This window comes from Sphingobacterium sp. 1.A.4 (assembly GCF_002734245.1).
GTDB lineage: Bacteria > Bacteroidota > Bacteroidia > Sphingobacteriales > Sphingobacteriaceae > Sphingobacterium > Sphingobacterium tenebrionis.
Window position 1 is genome coordinate 136,453 of record NZ_PEAZ01000041.1, and the last position, 21,317, is coordinate 157,769.

Genomic DNA, 21,317 nt, shown 5'->3' on the forward strand with positions numbered 1-21,317 from the left:
GGTTTATGACTTATGTTTTTGAATCAGTTTTAGGATATCATCCAACTCTTGAACATCCAGTTTCTTATCTTCCAAGAAAAAAGACAACATGCTGCTCGCGGAGTTTTCAAAATATCCCTGCAGGAGTTTTCCTGTAATTAACTTCTTATACTCTTCTTTTTGAATCAATGGGAAATACCGATGGCTTTTCCCAAAGGATTCATGGCCCACGAAACCCTTGGTCTCGAGGATCCTGATGATGGTTGATACCGTATTATATGCTGGCTTTGGAGCGGGTAATTGGTCGATGACATCTTTTACAAATCCACCTTCAAATTCCCATAGCACGTGCATGATCTGCTCCTCGGCTTTAGTAAGTTCTTTTAATTCGTCCATACTTGTGTTTATTAAAAAAGACAATATTGCCTATAATCGATTATAGTACTAAGGTATAACTAAGTTTTTAGTTTATCAACTAATTTTTTAGTTTTTATTTGTTAATTTGGTTTAATTAGTTGATTTTCAAGGAATTATTTTTTTATCGTCATTGCGAGGCACGAAGCAATCTTTCGTCATTGCGAGGTGTCTTTCCCACGTCATTGCGAGGCACGAAGCAATCTTTCCGCATGTCATGCTGAGCGTAGTCGAAGCATCTAAATTTGGTACCCGTAGAGATCCTTCGACTCCGCTCAGGATGACATGGACGGCTCAGGATGACATGGACGGCTCAGGATGACATGGACCGCTCTGGATGATAAAAAAGTCCAAAGATTGCTTCGTCGTGCCTCCTCGCAATGACGCCACTCCATAATCCTACGGATTATACCGCCAGTTCCGGTCCGATTTCTTAGCACCTTGCTTCTTTTTCCGATCCAGCCTTTCCAACACCACACTCTTCGGAATCTTGGTCTTAATTCTTTTCTTCTCCACCTTCACCGCCTCTTCCATCACCTTCAAAAACCTTTCAACCACAATATCCTTATTCCTCAACTGGCTCCTATCCTCCGAAGAATCCATCAAAAGCTCCCCATCCTTATTGATCCTATTCGCCAATTTTTCCAGAATAATCCCCTTCTCCTGCTCATCAAAAACCTTTGACTCCGTAACATTCCATATCAAAGTAACCTTGGACGAAACTTTGTTCACATTCTGTCCCCCTTTACCCCCAGATCTGGAAGTTCTAAAGGACAATTCATTCAATAACGCTTCTGGATTATAGTTCATTTGTAATAAAATTAGCATAAATATTAAACTGATAAAAATTTTGCACTACAATTAATAAAGCATCCTTATCTTTAAACCAACAAACATAAACGTATGAAAATAGGAATCGTATGCTATCCGACCTTTGGGGGAAGCGGTGTAGTGGCAACTGAACTCGGTAAAGCATTGGCTAATAACGGACATCAGGTACATTTCATCACCTATTCCCAACCTGCACGATTGGATTTCTTCTCCGAAAACTTATATTACCATGAAGTGGCGATCAACCAATACCCTTTATTTGATTTCCCTCCTTACGAAACCGCACTGGCCAGTAAGCTGGTAGATGTGGTCCGGTTTGAAAACTTAGACCTCTTACATGTGCACTATGCTATCCCACATGCCTCTGTAGCCTTTTTGGCCAAACAGATCTTGGCAACCTACGGCATCAACATCCCGGTAGTCACTACCTTACACGGAACAGACATTACCCTAGTGGGTAAGGACAAAAGTTTTAGCCCGGTAGTTACCTTCTCGATCAACAAATCCGATGGGGTTACCACAGTTTCCGATAGCCTTAAAGAACAGACCCTAAGCTATTTCGATATCAGCAATCATATTGAAGTCATCCCTAATTTTATTGATCTTCATAGATTCCACAATAAAAACCATGAGCACTTCAAAAAGGCTATCGCGCCTAACCATGAACGGATTATTGTTCACACCTCCAACTTCCGTAAGGTAAAACGGGTAGACGATGTGGTCAAGATCTTCCATAAAATCATCCAGGAAGTTCCAAGTAAACTTTTAATGGTTGGAGATGGTCCGGAGCGTCGAAATGCCGAAGAGCAGGCTCGCGAATTGGGCATAACCGACTGTATCCGTTTCTTAGGTAAGCAGGATGCCATCGAGGAGATCCTTTCCATTGCCGATCTGTTCATTATGCCATCAGGATCAGAGAGTTTCGGTCTTGCTGCCCTTGAAGCCATGGCTTGTAAAGTGCCTGTGATTTCCTCCAATACAGGAGGTCTTCCAGAACTGAACGTGCAAGGATTCAGCGGATACCTGAGCGATGTGGGCGATGTGGATGATATGGCAAAAAATGCCATCCATATCTTGAAAGATTGCGAGGTGCTGAACCAATTTAAGGAGAATGCATTGACCCGAGCGAAGGAATTTGAACTCAGCAAAATCGTTCCACGATATGAGAAATTTTATGAAGAGGTGATCGAAAAGGTAAAAAAAGAGAATAAATCTAACTAATCGCAAGCAAAAAGTCATATCTTTGGCTTTTGGAAATATTCCAAAAATCAAATATGAAATACAAACGTATCCTCCTTAAACTCAGTGGTGAAGCTTTGATGGGTGAACAAAGCTACGGAATTGACATTAATCGTGTTCAACAATACGCAAACGACATTCAGGAACTTCATGCTTTAGGCATGGAAATCGCAATCGTAATTGGCGGTGGAAATATCTACCGTGGATTGAGTGCTGAAAAAGCTGGAATGGACCGTGTACAAGCGGATTATATGGGTATGTTGGCCACCGTGATCAACTCCATGGCTTTACAGGACGCATTGGAAAAAGCAGGGATGAAAACCCGCTTATTGACCGCCATCAAAATGGAACAGATCTGCGAACCTTTTATCCGCAGACGCGCTGTTCGCCACTTGGAAAAAGGTCGTATCGTGATCTTTGGTGCCGGAACCGGTAACCCTTATTTCACAACGGATACCGCTGCTTCTTTACGTGCTATCGAAATCAATGCCGATGCCGTATTGAAAGGAACACGTGTAGATGGTATCTATACTGCCGATCCAGAAAAAGATCCTAATGCGAAGAAATTCGATCATATCTCTTTCACGGATGTATATGAAAAAGGGCTGAACGTAATGGATATGACGGCATTTACCCTATGCCAAGAAAACAACCTACCTATCATTGTTTTCGACATGAACAAACCAGGAAACCTATTGAAATTGGCCAAGGGCGAACATGTTGGAACCGTAGTTAGTTAACTGAATAATAACGATAATATACAATCAAGATATGAACGAATTTATATCACTTCAACTGGACGAATGCAAAGAAAGCATGACAAAGGCTGTTGCTCATACGGAGACTGAATTAACGAAGATCCGTGCGGGAAAAGCAAGCCCAGGTATGCTTGATGGAATTTATGTGGATTACTATGGTACTTCTACGCCTTTGGCGCAGGTAGCCAATGTAAATACACCTGATGCAAGAACAATCGTGATCCAACCTTGGGAAAAACCCATGTTATCTGTGATCGAAAAAGCAATCATGGATTCTAATATTGGTTTGAACCCTCAAAACGATGGTTCAATCATCCGATTGGCTGTACCTCCTTTGACTGAGGAACGCCGTCGCGATCTAGTGAAAAAAGCAAAAGAAGAAACAGAAAAAGGTCGTGTTTCTATCCGTAATATCCGTAAGGATGCGAACGAAGCAATCAAGAAATTGAAGAACGACGGTGCATCGGAAGATGAGATCAAAACTGGTGAAGCTGAAGTTCAAAAATTAACGGATGCATATATCGCTAAAGTTGATCAATTAGCTGAATTGAAAGAAAAAGATATCATGACGGTATAAGTCAGATCAAATTTCGAACACATATGAAAGGATTCTATACTTAGAATCCTTTTTTTTTCGTTACTATTTCTAAATATTTTGGCTATATTCAATTAACAGATTAAAAACACTATGTTACAATCAAGAAGAAACTTCCTTAGGCTAGCAGGCTTAGGTATCGCAGGTGGATTAATTGCACCCCAATTTTTATCCTGTGATAACGCAAAACCAGGCTCTGATTCGCCACTCCACAATATCGGATTACAATTGTTCACTGTTAGGGATCTGCTCGCACAGAACCCCGAAGAAACTTTGAAGAATATCGCCAAGATTGGGTATAAACATGTAGAAACTTTTGGGGCAGATCCAAGTAATGGGAACCACTGGGGCATCAGTACGGATCAGCTCAAAAAATTCCTGAACGATAATGACTTGAAGACACATTCCGGGCATTATGATCTTCAGAAATATTTGGACAAGGATATTACGGATAAGGAAAACCTGGAGAAATATATTGAAGTTGCCCATAATCTAGGCCAGGAATTCATTGTAGTTCCCGTTCCTCCTATGCATAAGTTGAACCAATTGGATGTGGCCAGTTATCAATATATGGCGGAACAATTGAACAAGGCTGGGGAAATGTCGAAGAAGGCTGGGATTAAAATGGGATACCATAACCATTTCTGGGAATTTAAGGAATTTGGAAATGGAACGAAGGGATTGGATATCCTATTGGCATTTACAGAACCTGATCTGGTGAGTTTTGAGCTGGATCTATTCTGGATCAATAAGGCGGGAGAAAGCCCGCAGACGTATTTTGATAAGTATCCAGGTAGGTTTTCACAATGGCATGTCAAGGATATGGATAGAGCGAATTCTGTTCCTTTGGATCAGAATAAGTTGGATCCAAAGACTGGAAAAAGGGATACGATCAATTTGGATGAGATAACTCGGACGACTAAGTATACGGAGGTAGGTACTGGAAGTATTAATTATATTAATATGGCTACTTTTGCGAATGAAAGCGGATTGAAGTATGCGTATGTGGAGCAGGATGAGATTTATTCTGCGGATAAATATGCGAGTATTAAGAAAAGCTTTGATTATATGCAGAAGAATTTTAAATAAGGATTAGGAGAAATTGCATTTCTCTCGTCATTGCGAGGAACGAAGCAATCTTTACACCCGTCATTGCGAGGAGCCCGTCATTGCGAGGAACGAAGCAATCTTCCCGCATGTCATGCTGAGCGAAGTCGAAGCATCTGTTCGGTTGTATACGTACAGATCCTTCGACTTCGCTCAGGATGACAAAAACTACAATCAGGAAGACAAATACTACGCTCAGGAGGACAAAGTCCAAAGATTGCTTCGTCGTACCTCCTCGCAATGACGCTAAAGCCCAAGGCCTAACCCCCAGCACCTAAAACCTTAATCTCTCCACTTCTTCCGCGGTCTCTTCCACCTTCTCCCTCAACTCATCCTTAAACCCCTGCACCGCAGCGACCAACTTATCATCTGCCGTAGCCAATATCTGCGCGGCCAAAATCCCAGCATTCTTTGCTGCATTTAAAGCAACCGTAGCCACCGGAATCCCATTTGGCATCTGCAGAATAGACAACACCGAATCCCATCCATCAATAGAATTAGACGACTTCACAGGAACACCAATCACCGGCAAGGTCGTAATCGACGCCACCATCCCTGGCAGGTGCGCAGCACCCCCAGCTCCAGCAATAATCACTTTAATCCCTCTCACAGCAGCCTGTTCTGCAAAATCGAACATACGCTTTGGCGTACGGTGTGCCGAAACGATGGTCACTTCACATTCAACACCTAAATATTTTAAAACTTCAATAGCATCCTGCATAACCGGAAGATCTGATTTACTTCCCATGATGACACTTACTTTTGGATTTTCCATCTTACTATATTCTGTTTTATGCTATAACTTTAATTAAAGATTGTATTTTTCGAGCATTCTCAATCGCTAAGGATCTATCCGGATTCACGATCGTAACATGACCCATTTTACGGAACGGCTTGGTATATTTCTTTCCATACAAATGCACATATACACCATCCATCGCCAATGCTTCTTCCAGACCCTCGTATCTCGCCAGTCCCTCATACCCATCCTCACCCAACAGATTGATCATGATCGCATTGCTACGTGATTCCGTATTTCCTAATGGAAGATTGAAAATCGCACGTAGATGCTGCCCGAATTGCGAAGTATAATTGCCTTCAATGGTCTGATGACCACTGTTATGCGGCCTTGGAGCCAATTCATTCACCAATATATCCCCATCTGCTGTTAGGAACATCTCTACGGCCAACAAACCCACGATCTGAAGATCATTTGCAATCTTCTTGGCAATGCTTTCTGCTTTTGATTGGATATCGAAGGAATAGGTAGACGGTGCAATCAAGAACTCCACCAGATTTGCCTGCGGATTGAATTCCATTTCCACCATCGGAAAAGTACTCATTTCCCCACGATCGTTTCTGGCTACAATAACCGCTATCTCCTTCTCAAAATTCACCAGTTCCTCTACGATGCTTGGTTCATCAAAAGCATGCTCAAAATCAGCCGCTGTTGATATTTTTTTAACCCCTTTACCATCGTATCCATCTTTTCTCATTTTTTGGATATAGGGCAGTTGAATATGGCAATTACCTAGCCCTTCCCTGTTGGAAACAAACTGAAAAGCTGAAGTTGGAATATCATTCTGTTTAAAAAATTGCTTTTGCAACCCTTTATCCTGAATCAACCGAATCACGCGGGATTGTGGGTACACAATAACACCCTCTTCCTCCAAAGCCTCCAGTGCATCCACATTTACCTTCTCAATTTCAATCGTGATCATATCCAGATCCTTACCGAAATTATAAACGGTATCATAATCCGATAGTGACCCTACTTCAAACTGATTACATAGTTTCTTGCAGGGCGCATTCGGATCAGGATCCAACACATGGATATTCACATTATAATTGATAGCTTCTTGGATCAACATCCTGCCCAATTGACCACCGCCTAGGATCCCTAATCGAAGGTCACCATAAAAATCTTTTGCCATATTGTATGCTATTGCTCTACTGTTGTGGGAAATATATCCCCCTGCAGTAAAGACTGTTTTTCTATTATTTTCTGTAATTCCAGGAACGCTCCGATCAATGCTTCTGGCCTAGGAGGACATCCCTGCACATACACATCCACCGGAATGATCTTATCCACTCCTTTTACCACATGATAACCGTGTTGCCAATAAGGTCCACCACAGTTGGAACAGGAACCCATCGAAATCACATATTTCGGATCGGGCATCTGTTCGTATAATTTCTTGATCCGGTCGGCCATCTTAAAAGTCACCGTTCCAGCAATGATCATCACATCCGACTGCCTAGGTGAAGGCCTCGGGAATACCCCTAATCGATCCAGATCGTAAGTGGCAGCCATGGCGCCCATCATTTCGATTGCACAGCAGGCAATACCAAAACTAATTGGCCACATCGATGACAACCTTGCCCAATTCAGCAGATCGTCCATCTTGGCGATGATCACCCCATTATTTTGCTGCAAACGTTGATCTAGGCTCATGATTCGGAATTTGGTTTCTTAAATTTCGGCTTAAATCCCAATTTTACCGGAGCAGCTGCCTTTTCGGCAAGTACCTCTTCTATTTCCTTCTCTTTAAAATCTCGGACAGCATAGGTTGTTGCATTCAATTGATCATAGGCTGAGGGTGGAATACCGACCGAAACCGTAGGTTTCTGATGGGTGGGTTTTATCCAACTGATATCCCCACTTTTCCAAACATAGATCAAGCCTACAACCAGGATGGCTAGGAAGATCCCCATTTCAATCAAGGTAAACCAACCCCAACGGGAATCAGCAGCAATAAAATCTGCATTCCCGAAAACGGTTGCCCAAGGAAATATAAACAACAGCTCCACATCAAACAATAAAAAAACCAAGGCAATGACATAAAACCTGGGATTAAATTGTACCCAGGAAGTCCCCTTGGATTCTTCACCGCACTCATAGGTGCTCAATTTGATGGGATTCGGATTTTTTGGAGAAAGGAATTTAGCTAATAACATGGTCCCAGCAACCAATAAGATACCAATGATAGCCATTAAAAGTATCTTACCGTATTCTGATATCTGACTGGGTTCGTCCATATTACAAAATTAACAATTATTTCAATGCTTCCCTTCTTCTATTAAAAAGGTTTACCAGGCATTTTAGGCATATTACGCATCATTTTCGCAGCCATTCCTGGATTGGACATCTGCTTCATGACCTTACGCATATCCGAAAATTGCTTCATCAACTTGTTCACTTCATCCAGATTTGTACCTGAACCTTTTGCAATACGATTTCTACGACGTTGATCGATCGCATCCGGGTTCTCACGCTCAAATGGGGTCATGGAATCAATGATCGCTTCAATAGGCTTGAACGCGTTATCATCGATTTCCACATCTTTGATGGCCTTTCCAACTCCTGGAATCATACCCATCAAATCCTTCATATTACCCATTTTCTTGATCTGTTGGATCTGGGATTTGAAATCGTTGAAATCGAATTTATTTTTGCGGATTTTCTTCTGTAGCTCCGCCGCTTGTTTTTCGTCAAATTGCTGTTGCGCACGCTCAACCAAGGATACCACGTCACCCATACCCAAAATACGGGATGCCATACGATCAGGGTGGAAGACATCCAATGCCTCCATCTTCTCGCCGGTACCAATAAACTTGATCGGTTTGTTTACCACCGATTTAATGGAAAGAGCAGCACCACCACGGGTATCACCATCTAATTTGGTCAATACGACCCCGGTAAAATCCAGACGGTCGTTGAAGGTTTTCGCGGTATTCACGGCATCCTGTCCAGTCATGGAATCCACCACGAACAAGATCTCTTGAGGCTTGGTCGCTTCTTTCACCGCGGTAATCTCCTGCATCAATGGTTCATCGATGGCCAAACGACCAGCTGTATCGATAATGACTACATTGTTTCCGTTTCTTTTGGCTTCTTCCACACCCGCAACGGCAATGGCAATAGGATCAGTAGACGTTCTATCGGTATAAACCGGAACACCTACCTGCGAACCCAAAACTTCCAATTGGTCAATCGCAGCCGGACGGTAAACGTCGCCTGCTACCAATAATGGTTTTTTACCTTTAGATGCTTTCAAGAAATTGGCCAACTTACCCGAGAAGGTCGTTTTACCGGCACCGTTCAAACCAGCGATCAAAATTACAGTTGGGTTTTTGCCAAGTTCCAATTCAGTAACCGTTCCACCCATCAACTCCGTTAATTCGTCGTTCATGATCTTGGTCAATAATTGACCTGGCGAAATACTGGTCAGTACATTCTGCCCTAAGGCTTTTTGTTTTACATCATCGGTAAAGGTCTTGGCTGTTTTGTAATTCACATCGGCATCCAACAATGCCTTGCGAATTTCCTTCATCGTCTCAGCGACGTTGATTTCCGTAATATTCCCCTGCCCTTTTAATACTTTAAAGGCTCTGTCTAATTTATCCTGTAGATTTGAAAACATCTTATAATCTCTTGAAAATTCTTGCTAAACCACAAAGTTAATAATTACTTGTTAATTAGCGAAAATCTACTTTTTACTGGACTTCTTTTGACCACCTTTTTCGGTACGTTTTTGGGCTCTCACCGCAGAGTTTTGAAAAACAAGCACTGAAATTGTTCTCATCTTCAAATTGAAGCTCTCTAGCGATTTCTTTTATACTTTTGGTACTATTGACTAAAAGGTGTTTACTTATTTTCAGCATACCGATGCTAATGAGTTCTTTCGGAGTCTTGCCGAACACTTTCTTGGTTACAGAAGTCAGCTTTCTTTGGCTTACACCCAACTGTTCTGTATAGAAAGGTATTTTTTTCTCCTGATGCACGTGCTTACTGATCAGGCAACGGAACTTATTCGACAATTCGATCTCTTCCATCCGACCTTTCCTTTCCACCACTACAAAATCGTCCAAATAAATATTTCCGGTCAACAGGACCTGCTTGATCAGGGTCAAACCAAATTCCTTATAAATAAGTTCATTGCTGTGTTGTTTCGCAAGTTCCATATGGAAAGCCATGAATTCATTATAGCCACTATATTTTTCTGGAATGATGACCGTTCGGTAAAAAAGATTTTCACCGCTGAAAATATGTGATTGTTGTAGGGGTTGAAAATCCATGACCATTCGGTCAAAAAAAGATTCTGAAAAATAAAGGAGGAAAAACGGCCTGGGTTCTCCCGCTACCGCCCTTAGCTGTATATCTTTGGGTATAAATACCAAACTGTAGGGCTTAAACTCAATCTCTTCTCCATGAATATCTATTTTCCCTCCGTGCTCAAAAATCATCACGACTTTTAAAATCGCACAATTCCAGGTATTCACTGAAAATAATTCTCCCAGTGAATTGCCTGAAACTTCTTTAAAATCAAATTCCATAGCATTAAATGATATCTTTCAATATCTAAGTTCTTCATTAGGTTAGGCCTCAAAATAGGTAAAAATTCCCAAATAAATGAAATATTTTCTTAATAAATAAAAAAGGCCACCTCTTGAGGTGGCCTTGTGTATATCTTTGATTTTTTATTAGTCTCTTCTTCCGCCGAATAAAATGGAAGCATAGTACAACAACGTAACCAATGCGGATAATGCTGCTACCACATAAGTCATTGCCGCCCATTTTAATGCATCTTTTGCACCATCGTGCTCTTCCGTACTATGGGTAATGTTTGCCGTATTCAACCAGGCCAATGCTCTATTGGATGCATCAAACTCTACCGGAAGGGTAATAAAACTGAACACCGTCGTTAGGAACAGAGCACCCACACCAATGGCCAATACATAAAAATTGCCTGAAGCCGCCATGATCACACCTAAGAGCAACACCCAAGACACGATCTTAGAAGCCACACTCACCATAGGAACCATGGCCGAGCGGAACTGCAACCAAGAATAGGCTGTTGCATGCTGCACAGCGTGTCCACATTCGTGGGCTGCAACCGCCGCAGCAGCGACACTGCGACCGGCATATACATCCGGGCTCAAATTCACCGTTCTATTCGCTGGGTTGTAATGGTCCGTCAATTGTCCTTCTACCGAAATCACCTGAACATCACTGATCCCATTATCACGCAACATTTTTTGTGCAATCTCTGCACCGGACATGCCCGATGATAAAGGCATTTCCGAGTATTTCTTAAATTTACTTTTAAAGCGCCACTGGACTATCCAGCTCACCAACATAATTCCAATAAAAATTATCCAATACATATCTTTAATATTTTTTTTCTTATTTAATTACCTTTAACAAATCTGATTCCAAATCTTAATTCCTCCAAATAAATAAAAATATCCGACATTTTTGATGCATAAATTGGCAATTTTAGACAAATTGACATGGAAATTACGGATTTAGGGCATAAAAAAATCGGCAGGTAAAACCTGCCGATCTCCTATTTCGATTACTTAGTTCTATCCAAATTGAAATACCATATTATTCTCTTCGATCATTTTACGAAGATTGGTCAATGCATAACGCATCCTTCCTAAAGCGGTATTGATACTGACCTCGGTGATATCGGCGATATCCTTAAAACTCATTTCACAGAACAAACGCATGATAAGCACTTCTTTCTGATCGTCTGGTAAGAGTTGGATGATCTTTTTCAAATCAACGTCCCGTTGATCTTTTACCATTTTGGTTTCTACCGAATCGTCTGAAAATTGAAGGACCTCGAAAATATCAAACCCATCATTGTTCACAATGTTAGGGGTTCTTTTCTCCCGACGGAAATGGTCAATCACCATATTATGCGCAATACGCATTACCCATGGCAGGAATTTGCCCTCGTCATTATAACGGCCAGCTTTAAGTGTGTTGATTACTTTAATGAATGTCTCTTGGAAAATATCTTCGGCAAGGTATTGATCTTTCACCTGGTGATAGATCGACGAATAGATCTTCGTCTTATAACGCTCCAGTAATACCTGAAGGGCTTTCTCCTCGCCTTTTACGTACGCTTGTACCAATTGCTGGTCACTCTTCTTATTCAATAGTTTCATAATTATTCCTCCACAAATCTTGATAGAGTATTTCTATGTCTTTGTAATATTTTAGTTGTAGCGTAATCGTGTTCCTATAGGCGTTTTATTAAAATTTATATAATCAAAGAGAGTTAAAAATATCGGGTATTCAAAAATTAGGTTGCTATTTTAACATTTCTTCACAGTAATTACTAGTAACAAAAATAGCTCCAAATTATCTTTGGAGCTATTAATATTTTAAATTTTTAAGATTTATCTATTTATATAAAGGAAACTTAGCCATCATCTCTCTCACTTTTCCGTGGATTGCATTTAATGCAGCCTCATCAGCACGCTTTGTAATCGCTTCATCGATCAATTCACCGATCTGTACAATTTCGTTTTCCTTGATTCCACGAGTAGTGATCGCAGCCGTTCCGAAACGAACGCCTGATGTAACAAATGGAGAACGGGTATCAAATGGAACCATGTTTTTGTTGGTCGTAATGCCCGCCAATCCTAGAACAGCTTCCGCTTCTTTACCAGAAATATCCTTATTTCTTAAGTCTACCAACATCAAGTGGTTGTCTGTACCTCCTGAAATAATGTTATAGTCTTTATCTACAAAGTACTGAGCCAATGCTTGTGCATTTTTCTGAACTTGTTTGATGTAGGTTAAATACTCATCAGACAATGCCTCGCCATAAGCGATCGCTTTCGCAGCAATCGTATGTTCCAAAGGACCACCTTGTGTACCTGGGAATACCGCAAGATCTAATAATTGTGTAATGGTACGAGTCTCTCCTTTTGGAGTTTTGATTCCCCATGGGTTTTCGAAATCTTTTCCTACCATGATCATACCACCACGAGGACCACGTAAAGTTTTGTGGGTAGTGGTTGTTACGATGTGACAATGAGGGATCGGATCATTCAATAATCCACGAGCGATCAATCCAGCTGGGTGAGAGATATCTGCAACCACCAAAGCACCGATCTGATCGGCTACTTTACGGATACGAGCATAATCCCAATCACGCGAATACGCTGAAGCTCCTACAATGATCACTTTTGGTTTCTCACGTAAAGCTGTTTCTTCCAATTGTTCGTAATCGATCAATCCGGTATCTTGTTTTACTCCGTAGAATAACGGTTGGTATAATTTTCCGGAGAAGTTTGCTGGAGAACCATGTGTTAAGTGGCCACCATGAGAAAGATCAAAACCTAAAATCTTATCGCCAGGTTTTAAGATCGCTAAGAAAACCGCAGCATTGGCCTGCGCTCCTGAGTGTGGCTGAACATTCACCCACTCCGCACCGAACAATTCCTTAGCACGGTCGATAGCGATCGTTTCGATTTGATCGACAACTTCACAACCACCGTAATAACGTTTTCCCGGTAATCCTTCCGCATATTTATTGGTCAGTACAGAACCAGCAGCTTCCATCACTTGTTTGCTTACGAAGTTCTCCGAAGCGATTAGCTCAATACCCTCTTCTTGGCGTTTAAGCTCGTCGGCAATTAGATTGAAAATGGATTGATCTCTTTCCATGTTGATTATTTTTATTGGGGAATTTAATAATTCGATTTTAAGCAGCAAATATAGAGATTTACAAAGAATTGGAAGAGTATTCTTCCAATTTTATGAAGGTATGGTAATATGGTATGTCATCCTGAGCGTAGTCGAAGGATCTCTACGGTTACTAGCGACCAGATGTTTCGACTACGCTCAACATGACATGGACTACGCTCAACATGACATGTAGTACGATCAACATTTAATGCCAAATATTAACATTTATCCATTTAAAAAGCACTTTCTAACCTTAAAACCTTTGTTTAAGCATATTTAAACCAAGAAAAAAGCATGTTTTTATACCCATAACATACTAAATACATACTTTTACATTACTTTCACCCTACTTTCGCAGCGAAGCAAGTCGGCAAATTGTCATAAAACTCCCCCTATATCCAAATCCCTTTCAAAATGCTTAAATTTGCAACAATAAACAATAAGAAAAAGACATGTCAACAGAAAATATATCAACAGCAGCACCCTTAACCTTAACCGAAGGAGCTGTGAAAGAGCTAAAAAAACTGATTGATCAACAAGAAATCTCCGAAGACTTCGGGCTTCGTGTTGGTGTAGAAGGTGGTGGATGTTCCGGCATGAGCTATATGTTGGGCTTTGACCAAAAGAAAGAGGGAGATTCGGAATACCTGGTGAATGGCATCCGTTTGTTCATGAACAAAGCACATGGCCTTTACCTGGCCGGAATGGAAATCGATTTCAAATCCGGATTAGATGCCCGTGGCTTCACCTTCAATAACCCCAATGCCACCAGTACTTGTGGCTGCGGCAGTAGTTTCAGCGCATAAAAACACGAATAAAGAATATAAATGCTCCGATAGGGGCATTTTTTATGTGCTTTTAATTCATTAAATTAGCGACCTTAAAATTTAGAATAGGAATTTGATGTACAAGGAATATAAGCAGTTAAATCTATCAGAGATCGGCAAAGAAGTATTGAAACGTTGGGAAAACGAAAATATATTCGAAAAAAGTATTTCCAATCGCCCTGCCAGCAAACCATACACCTTTTATGAAGGCCCGCCTTCAGCAAATGGAATGCCCGGCATTCACCATGTGATGGCGCGTGCGATCAAGGATATTTTCTGTCGTTATAAAACCTTGAAAGGTTTCCAGGTAAAACGTAAAGGAGGTTGGGATACCCATGGTCTTCCGATCGAACTGGCGGTGGAAAAAACCTTGGGAATCACCAAAGAGGATATCGGCAAAAAGATTTCTGTGGAAGAGTACAACGATGCCTGTCGCAAGGAAGTCATGAAGTACACCGATGTATGGAACGACCTTACCTTGAAAATGGGGTATTGGGTAGATCTGGAAAACCCGTACATCACCTACCAGAACGAATATATCGAGACCCTTTGGTTCTTATTGAAAGATCTGTACAAAAAAGGGCTTTTATACAAAGGCTATACCATCCAGCCATATTCTCCGGCTGCAGGTACGGGCTTGAGTTCGCACGAACTTAACCAGCCTGGTACCTATAAGGATGTAAAGGATACCACGATCGTTGCGGAATTCAGATTGGATAAACAACAGATCCATCCGATGTTGGACAGCCTAGAGGAATCTCCAGAGGAAGATGTCGCATTCATCGCCTGGACCACCACGCCATGGACGCTTCCAAGCAACACCGCATTGGTTGTTGGAAAGAACATCGATTATGTAAAAATCCGCACCTTCAACCAGTACACCGGTCTTCCAGTATCCGTAATTTTGGCGAAGGCATTGATCCCGAAACACTTCAAGGCCGAAGGCCAACAGGTATCCTTCCAGGACTATAGCTTAGGCGATAAAATTATCCCTTGGGAAATCGCAGCAGAATTCAAAGGGGAAGAACTTGCGGGATTGAGGTACCATCAATTGTTGCCTTACATCACCTCCGAAGAATTGCTTGACAAAGCCTTCCGCGTGATCATAGGTGATTTTGTAACCACGGAAGATGGTACAGGTATCGTTCATGCTGCACCAACCTACGGTGCCGATGACTTTAGGGTAGCCCGCGAAAATGGGGTACCTGCTATCATGGTGAAAGATGAGTTCGGAAAAGATGTTCCTACCGTAGACAAAACCGGTCGTTTTGTGAAGGAAGTAACTGATTTTGCTGGCCGATTCGTGAAGGAAGAATACTATTCGGCAGAAGAAAGAGCCGATAAGGATTTCCGCCCTACGGATGTATTGATCGCCATCAAACTGAAAGAAGACAATAAGGCATTTGATGTCAAAAAATATGAGCACACCTATCCTCACTGTTGGAGAACGGATAAACCGGTACTTTACTATCCTTTGGATAGCTGGTTCATCAAAACTACCGCACGTAAGGAAGAATTGGTGGCTTTGAACAAAACCATCAACTGGAAACCTGAAGCTACGGGTTCAGGACGTTTCGGAAACTGGTTAGAAAACCTGGTCGACTGGAACCTTTCCCGTTCTCGTTACTGGGGTACTCCTCTTCCGATCTGGAGAAGTGAGGACGAAAACGAAGAGATCTGCGTAGGCTCCATGCCGGAATTGAGATCTTTGTTGGAAGCTTCCCTATCGACTGATGTGCTTTCAGCAGATGAAAAAAGAGTGAACAAGGCCTATCTGGATAAATTCGGTACGGATGAATTGGATCTACACCGTCCTTATGTGGATGATATCATCCTGGTATCAGAAGGTGGTCAGAAATTATACCGTGAACCCGATCTGATCGATGTATGGTTTGATTCTGGAGCCATGCCGTATGCACAATGGGGATTAGACTACGATAAATTGGCGAAAGGTGATCCTCAGCCGTTCAAAGACGAATATTTCTCTGCTTTCCCGGCAGATTTTATTGCTGAGGGAGTAGATCAAACGCGTGGCTGGTTCTTTACCCTTCACGCGATATCGACCATGTTCAAGAATTCAGTAGCCTTCAAAAACGTCGTTTCGAACGGCTTGGTACTGGACAAAAATGGAAACAAAATGTCCAAACGCCTGGGTAATGGTGTGGATCCATTTGCGACCATCGAAAAATACTCTGCGGATGCAACCCGTTGGTACATGATCAGCAATGCTGCTCCATGGGACAACCTGAAATTCAATGAGGAAGGATTGGATGAAGTACGCCGTAAATTCTTCGGTACGCTTTACAATACCTATGCCTTCTTCGCCTTATATGCAAACATCGACAAATTCAGTTATGCTGAGCCGGAAATCGCTATCCAGGATCGTCCGGAGATCGATAGATGGATCATCTCTTTACTGAACAGTTTGAGCAAAGAGGTGGATGAATTCTATGCCGATTACGAACCGACCAAAGCCGCACGTGCGATACAGACTTTCGTGGATGAGCATTTGAGTAACTGGTATGTACGTTTATGTCGTCGTCGTTTCTGGAAAGGCGAATATAGCCAGGATAAGATCTCGGCCTATCAGACCCTTTATACCTGTTTAGATACTATTGCCAAATTGATGGCACCTATATCGCCATTCTTTGCAGATCAACTGTATCTGGATCTAAACGCTGCTACGAAAAAAGAAAACTTCGAATCGGTACATTTAGCAGATTATCCTGCCTACCATGCTGATTTAGTTGATAAAGACCTGGAAGAGCGTATGGCTTTGGCGCAGGATATCTCTTCCTTGACCTTATCCCTACGTAAAAAGACGGGTATCAATGTTCGTCAACCTTTAGGAAAGATCATGGTTCCGGTATTGGACAACGCCTTCCAGGAAAAGGTGGAGAAAGTAAAAGATTTGATACTTTCCGAAACGAACATCAAAAACCTGGAATTCATTACCGATACGACCGGCATCATCAAGAAAAAGGTAAAACCTAACTTTAAGGTTTTGGGTGCTAAAGTCGGAAAGGATATGAAAGCAGTAAGTGCAGCTATTCAGGCATTGGATGCCCAACAATTGAACGAACTGGAAATCAAAGGTCAAATCCAGCTTCCAGGTACTGCCTACAGCATTACAACAGAGGATGTGGAAATTATTGCCGAAGATGTAGAAGGATGGCAAGTGGCCAATCTTGGTCGTTTAACGGTTGCTTTGGACATCCATATTAGCCAAGAATTAAAAGAGGAAGGTCTTGCTCGTGAGCTCATTAATCGCATCCAGAACTTAAGAAAAGACAAAGGATTTGAAGTTACCGACCGTATAAATGTAACTATTAGTCAAAATACTGAAATTCAAGAAGCTGTACAAAATAATTTCTCGTATATTTGTACGGAAATTTTAGCCAACAGTCTTAAAATCGACGGTACACTGGCAAATGGAGACACCGTTGAGATTAATGGAGAGAATTTATTGCTACTAATAGAAAAAATTTAAAGTATGGGAAACACAGAGAAAACAAGGTACAGTGATGCTGAATTACAGGAGTTTAAAGCAATAATTCTTGAGAAGTTACGTATTGCCAAAGAGGAATTATCCTCGTTGACCAAATCATTGAGCAACAGCAATGCGAACGGCACTGATGATACAGCAGGTACTTACAAAACATTGGAAGATGGATCGGCAACTTTGGAAAAAGAGCAGATCAACCAACTGGCAGCACGTCAGAAAAAATTCATCGATAACCTAGAGGCGGCTTTAGTGCGCATCGAGAACAAAACCTACGGCATCTGTAGAGAGACTGGAAAGCTTATTCAAAAAGAAAGATTGAAAGCAGTACCTCATACTACCTTAAGTATCGAGGCAAAAAACAAACAATATTAAGCGAAAGATTAAAAACAAATGGTCTTTGTAATTGCGCAAAGACCATTTTTTATGTACTATGAAAGGATATACCAAGCCCGTATTACTCATTACCATCATTTTATTGATCGACCAGATTTCTAAATTCTGGGTAAAACTGAACATGACCATTAACCAACAATTCAAAGTGATTGGCGACAAGGTTTTGATTCATTTTATCGAAAACCCTGGAATGGCCTATGGCATGGAATTCGGTGGAGAATATGGCAAGTTATTTCTTAGCGTGTTTCGTATCATCGCGGTAATCGGTATCGGTTATGGCTTGCATTACATGATCAAGAATAAGTATAACCGTGGTTTTATCCTGAATGTAGCCCTGATATTTGCCGGTGCCATGGGAAATATCATCGATTCTGCATTTTATGGTATGATATTCAGCGAAAGTACCCCTTTCCAAAAAGCGGTATTATTTCCTGAAGGCGGTGGCTATGCTACCTTTTTACATGGCTATGTGGTCGATATGTTGCATTTTCCATTGATCAATGGCACCTTTCCGGATTGGTTCCCATTCTGGGGTGGCGAACGATTCCAGTTCTTCAGCCCGATCTTCAACGTCGCTGACTCCGCCATCACCGTGGGGGTTATCATGATCTTGATTTTCCAAAAACGCTATTTCAAAGAAGAGCACGTGGAAAATTCAAATGTGAATTCAGAGATCGTAGAAGATTAATTCGTCGCTACTAACCATATATTCATGGATTAGTACCTCCTTCCTTTTTTGGATTATGTATATTTGGTCATGATAAATTTCCGAAAGCCATTTGTTGTGGCATCCTTAATCCTTAGCTGTTGCTTTATAAGCCTTTCTCAGGCTCAAGTAAAAGTGAAGAACCTTAAAAAACATATCGAATACCTTTCTGCCGATAAGATGAAAGGTCGGGAAACGGGTATGGAAGGATCTTTGAAAGCAGCCGATTATGTAGAGAAACATTTCAAAAAATATGGTCTGCTTCCCAAAGGCGAACAAGGATACCGGCAGCCCTTTCTTGCTAAAGTTACCCGTAAAAAAGTAGAAGACCCAGAAAGATCATCGGATAATATCATCGGCTTTATAGACAACCAATCTCCCTATACCATTGTTATTGGCGCGCATTACGACCATTTGGGTTATGGCCATATTGGCGGATCAAGGGATTCCTTGGGTGTAGGAAAAATCCATAATGGTGCAGATGATAATGCTTCCGGGGTAGCGGGGTTATTGGAGTTGGCAAGACATTATTCCAGCAATAACATTAAAGAGGCATTCAATTTTCTGTTCATAGGTTTTGGAGCGGAAGAACTGGGCTTATTAGGATCGAAACATTTCACAGAAAAACCGACCATTCCATTGGAAAACATACATTGGATGTTGAACATGGATATGATCGGCCGATACCAACCGGAAAATGGATTGGCGGTTATCGGATATGGCACTAGCTCGGCCTTTCCAAAGATATTTGAGGGCATCAGCAGCAGCATCAAATTCAACAAGAGCAAAGATGGGAATGGTGGATCCGATCAGACCTCCTTCTATCGTAAAAATATCCCTGTTTTATTCTTTCACACCGGTGGTCATGATGATTACCACAAACCAACGGATGATGCGGATAAAATAGATTACAAGGCTTTAGAAGCTATCCTAAAATTAGAAATCGATGTAATCGATAATTCGATGAAACAACCTAAAATGGATTTTATATGGACAAATTAGGGAATTCTTCTACTAGGGTGCTATTGACAGGTTCAAATGGTTTCTTGGGACAAAAGTGCACGGATTTTATTCTTGAAAAAACACATTATACGCTTTGTTGCACTTCCCAATCGCCCAACCGCAATCCGAACAATACGGGTTATCGTTTTGTTCAACTGGACCTGTTGGATCAAGAGGGCTTAGTTGAATTGATGGAGGAATTCCAACCGACCCATATCCTACATACTGCAGCGATGACGGCTGTGGAAGCCTGCGAACAGGATCCTGCATTATGCCAAAAGCTGAATGTGGATGTCGTGAAGCTGCTATTGGAAGCTGCAGAAAAAAATAATATCCATTTAACCTTTCTATCCACCGATTTTGTATTTGATGGCAAAAATGGGCCTTATAAAGAGATCGATGAAACGAATCCCTGCAATGCCTATGGCGCGAGTAAAGTTGCGGCGGAGCAGATCATTTTGGCTTCTTCTGCCAAAGCGGCTATTCTCCGAACTATTTTGGTCTATGGCGTCATCGCCGATAAAAAAAGATCCAATCTGGTTTTATGGGCTAAATCAAAATTAGGTGCCAATGAGGCCATCAAGGTGGTTAATGACCAATGGCGTATGCCTACCTGGGTGGATGATTTAGCGGATGCCTGTATCTTGTGCATCGAAAAATCGGCAACCGGCATCTATCATATTTCCAGCGAAAAGATGTATTCGGTTTTAGAAGCCGTACAGGAGATCGCTGATTACTGGGGATATGATCAATCCCTGATCAGCCCGATCAGTGCGGGAGAAATTGGCCAATCGGAAAACCGTCCGCAAAAAACGGGGTTTATACTTGATAAAGCGAAGAAAGAACTGGGGTATCAACCTACGTCCTTTCGTGATTCGCTTCCTTCAATCGATCAACAGATCAAATTTTACATGAAATAATGATGCGAGAGAAATTTGCTAGAGAATCCTATACAGAAATGAACGAGTTGGTGCTACCCAACGATACCAATACCTTCGGCAATCTAATGGGTGGTCGCTTATTGTACTGGATGGATATCTGTTCGGCCATGGCGGCACAAAAACATTGTAATAATCAGGTTGTCACCGTTTCTGTGGATAATGTATCGTTTAAACGGTCCATCAAATTGGGCGAGGTGGTTACTATTCAGGCACAGGTAACCCGTGCCTTCAATACTTCCGTAGAGGTACGCATGGAAATCTTTGCACAGAACCTTCCACAAGGGACGAAAGTAAAGTCCAACGAGGCTTATTATACCTTTGTTTCCATCGATGAAGAGGGAAAGCCAAAACCTATCCCTGCATTGGTCGCGGAGACGGATACGGAAAAGATCCTGTTTGAGGAGGCGCAACAACGAAGAGAATTAAGACTTTTATTGGCTGGTAAACTAAAACCAGAGAATGCAACGAAGATCAAAAACCTGGTTAAGTTGTTTGCACCGAAAGATCCTGCATAAAGCTAACTGCTGAG

22 protein-coding genes are annotated in these 21,317 nt (G+C 41.6%); 11 read left to right on the forward strand and 11 right to left on the reverse strand.

Annotated elements, in window-relative coordinates; translation table 11 throughout:
- Nucleotides 1–3: 3 nt before the first annotated feature.
- Both CRJ00_RS05745 and arfB read right to left on the reverse strand, forming a co-directional pair.
- Nucleotides 4–375 (reverse strand): BlaI/MecI/CopY family transcriptional regulator, encoded by a 372-nt coding sequence (locus CRJ00_RS05745; RefSeq protein ID WP_099365923.1) that lies wholly within the window; start codon nucleotides 373–375, stop codon nucleotides 4–6.
- 417 nt (nucleotides 376–792) lie between these two features.
- Complete coding sequence (gene arfB / locus CRJ00_RS05750; RefSeq protein ID WP_099365924.1) at nucleotides 793–1,203, reverse strand: alternative ribosome rescue aminoacyl-tRNA hydrolase ArfB; 411 nt, start codon at nucleotides 1,201–1,203, stop codon at nucleotides 793–795.
- 93 nt (nucleotides 1,204–1,296) lie between these two features.
- On the opposite strand from arfB, the gene bshA reads away from it, so the two are divergent.
- The 4 genes from bshA (at nucleotide 1,297) to CRJ00_RS05770 (ending at nucleotide 4,905) form a co-directional block, all read left to right on the forward strand.
- Nucleotides 1,297–2,445, forward strand: a complete 1,149-nt coding sequence (gene bshA, locus CRJ00_RS05755) for an N-acetyl-alpha-D-glucosaminyl L-malate synthase BshA (protein WP_099365925.1) — start codon at nucleotides 1,297–1,299, stop codon at nucleotides 2,443–2,445.
- Nucleotides 2,446–2,498: 53 nt separating this feature from the next.
- On the forward strand, nucleotides 2,499–3,203 hold the full coding sequence (gene pyrH, locus CRJ00_RS05760; protein WP_099365926.1) for a UMP kinase: 705 nt from the start codon (nucleotides 2,499–2,501) through the stop codon (nucleotides 3,201–3,203).
- 31 nt (nucleotides 3,204–3,234) lie between these two features.
- The gene (frr, locus tag CRJ00_RS05765; protein WP_099365927.1) at nucleotides 3,235–3,798 is read left to right on the forward strand and encodes a ribosome recycling factor; all 564 of its coding nucleotides are present in this window, start codon (nucleotides 3,235–3,237) and stop codon (nucleotides 3,796–3,798) included.
- A gap of 111 nt (nucleotides 3,799–3,909) precedes the next feature.
- Entirely contained in the window at nucleotides 3,910–4,905 is a 996-nt protein-coding gene (locus CRJ00_RS05770) for a sugar phosphate isomerase/epimerase family protein (RefSeq protein WP_099365928.1), read from the forward strand.
- Nucleotides 4,906–5,197: 292 nt separating this feature from the next.
- Here CRJ00_RS05770 and purE read toward each other — a convergent pair whose 3' ends face one another.
- From purE to glyA, 9 genes are all read right to left on the reverse strand, one after another.
- Nucleotides 5,198–5,698 (reverse strand): 5-(carboxyamino)imidazole ribonucleotide mutase, encoded by a 501-nt coding sequence (gene purE / locus CRJ00_RS05780; RefSeq protein ID WP_099365930.1) that lies wholly within the window; start codon nucleotides 5,696–5,698, stop codon nucleotides 5,198–5,200.
- 16 nt (nucleotides 5,699–5,714) lie between these two features.
- The gene (locus CRJ00_RS05785) at nucleotides 5,715–6,857 is read right to left on the reverse strand and encodes a 5-(carboxyamino)imidazole ribonucleotide synthase (RefSeq protein WP_099365931.1); all 1,143 of its coding nucleotides are present in this window, start codon (nucleotides 6,855–6,857) and stop codon (nucleotides 5,715–5,717) included.
- 8 nt (nucleotides 6,858–6,865) lie between these two features.
- Nucleotides 6,866–7,378, reverse strand: coding sequence for an NADH-quinone oxidoreductase subunit B (locus CRJ00_RS05790; RefSeq protein ID WP_099365932.1), 513 nt, complete (start codon nucleotides 7,376–7,378; stop codon nucleotides 6,866–6,868).
- Nucleotides 7,375–7,962: an NADH-quinone oxidoreductase subunit A gene (locus CRJ00_RS05795; protein ID WP_099365933.1), complete on the reverse strand. Its 588-nt coding sequence runs from the start codon at nucleotides 7,960–7,962 to the stop codon at nucleotides 7,375–7,377. Before CRJ00_RS05795 ends, CRJ00_RS05790 begins: the two co-directional genes overlap by 4 nt.
- Nucleotides 7,963–8,003: 41 nt before the next feature.
- Entirely contained in the window at nucleotides 8,004–9,347 is a 1,344-nt protein-coding gene (gene ffh / locus CRJ00_RS05800) for a signal recognition particle protein (RefSeq protein WP_099365934.1), read from the reverse strand.
- Between the two features lie 73 nt (nucleotides 9,348–9,420).
- The gene (locus CRJ00_RS05805; RefSeq protein ID WP_099365935.1) at nucleotides 9,421–10,260 is read right to left on the reverse strand and encodes an AraC family transcriptional regulator; all 840 of its coding nucleotides are present in this window, start codon (nucleotides 10,258–10,260) and stop codon (nucleotides 9,421–9,423) included.
- Between the two features lie 147 nt (nucleotides 10,261–10,407).
- On the reverse strand, nucleotides 10,408–11,091 hold the full coding sequence (locus tag CRJ00_RS05810; protein WP_099365936.1) for a zinc metallopeptidase: 684 nt from the start codon (nucleotides 11,089–11,091) through the stop codon (nucleotides 10,408–10,410).
- A gap of 201 nt (nucleotides 11,092–11,292) precedes the next feature.
- Nucleotides 11,293–11,883 carry an RNA polymerase sigma factor gene (locus CRJ00_RS05815; RefSeq protein ID WP_099365937.1) on the reverse strand — a complete coding sequence of 197 codons (591 nt, stop codon included), beginning with the start codon at nucleotides 11,881–11,883 and terminating at the stop codon, nucleotides 11,293–11,295.
- Nucleotides 11,884–12,121: 238 nt separating this feature from the next.
- Nucleotides 12,122–13,393, reverse strand: a complete 1,272-nt coding sequence (gene glyA / locus CRJ00_RS05820; RefSeq protein ID WP_099365938.1) for a serine hydroxymethyltransferase — start codon at nucleotides 13,391–13,393, stop codon at nucleotides 12,122–12,124.
- 473 nt (nucleotides 13,394–13,866) lie between these two features.
- Between glyA and CRJ00_RS05830 the strand changes: the two genes are divergently transcribed.
- The 7 genes from CRJ00_RS05830 (at nucleotide 13,867) to CRJ00_RS05860 (ending at nucleotide 21,303) form a co-directional block, all read left to right on the forward strand.
- Complete coding sequence (locus tag CRJ00_RS05830) at nucleotides 13,867–14,220, forward strand: HesB/IscA family protein (RefSeq protein WP_099365940.1); 354 nt, start codon at nucleotides 13,867–13,869, stop codon at nucleotides 14,218–14,220.
- A 97-nt stretch (nucleotides 14,221–14,317) separates the two neighbouring features.
- Entirely contained in the window at nucleotides 14,318–17,731 is a 3,414-nt protein-coding gene (gene ileS, locus CRJ00_RS05835) for an isoleucine--tRNA ligase (protein ID WP_099365941.1), read from the forward strand.
- Nucleotides 17,732–17,734: 3 nt separating this feature from the next.
- A complete protein-coding gene (locus CRJ00_RS05840) occupies nucleotides 17,735–18,118 on the forward strand; it encodes a TraR/DksA family transcriptional regulator (RefSeq protein WP_099365942.1) in 384 nt (127 codons plus the stop codon).
- A gap of 58 nt (nucleotides 18,119–18,176) precedes the next feature.
- On the forward strand, nucleotides 18,177–18,827 hold the full coding sequence (locus tag CRJ00_RS05845) for a lipoprotein signal peptidase (protein WP_099365943.1): 651 nt from the start codon (nucleotides 18,177–18,179) through the stop codon (nucleotides 18,825–18,827).
- 96 nt (nucleotides 18,828–18,923) lie between these two features.
- Nucleotides 18,924–19,847, forward strand: coding sequence for a M20/M25/M40 family metallo-hydrolase (locus CRJ00_RS05850; protein ID WP_257213697.1), 924 nt, complete (start codon nucleotides 18,924–18,926; stop codon nucleotides 19,845–19,847).
- Nucleotides 19,835–20,767: an SDR family oxidoreductase gene (locus CRJ00_RS05855; RefSeq protein ID WP_099365945.1), complete on the forward strand. Its 933-nt coding sequence runs from the start codon at nucleotides 19,835–19,837 to the stop codon at nucleotides 20,765–20,767. The genes CRJ00_RS05850 and CRJ00_RS05855 overlap by 13 nt, the downstream gene beginning before the upstream one ends.
- Nucleotides 20,768–20,769: 2 nt before the next feature.
- Nucleotides 20,770–21,303 (forward strand): acyl-CoA thioesterase, encoded by a 534-nt coding sequence (locus CRJ00_RS05860; RefSeq protein WP_099365946.1) that lies wholly within the window; start codon nucleotides 20,770–20,772, stop codon nucleotides 21,301–21,303.
- Nucleotides 21,304–21,317 lie beyond the last annotated feature (14 nt).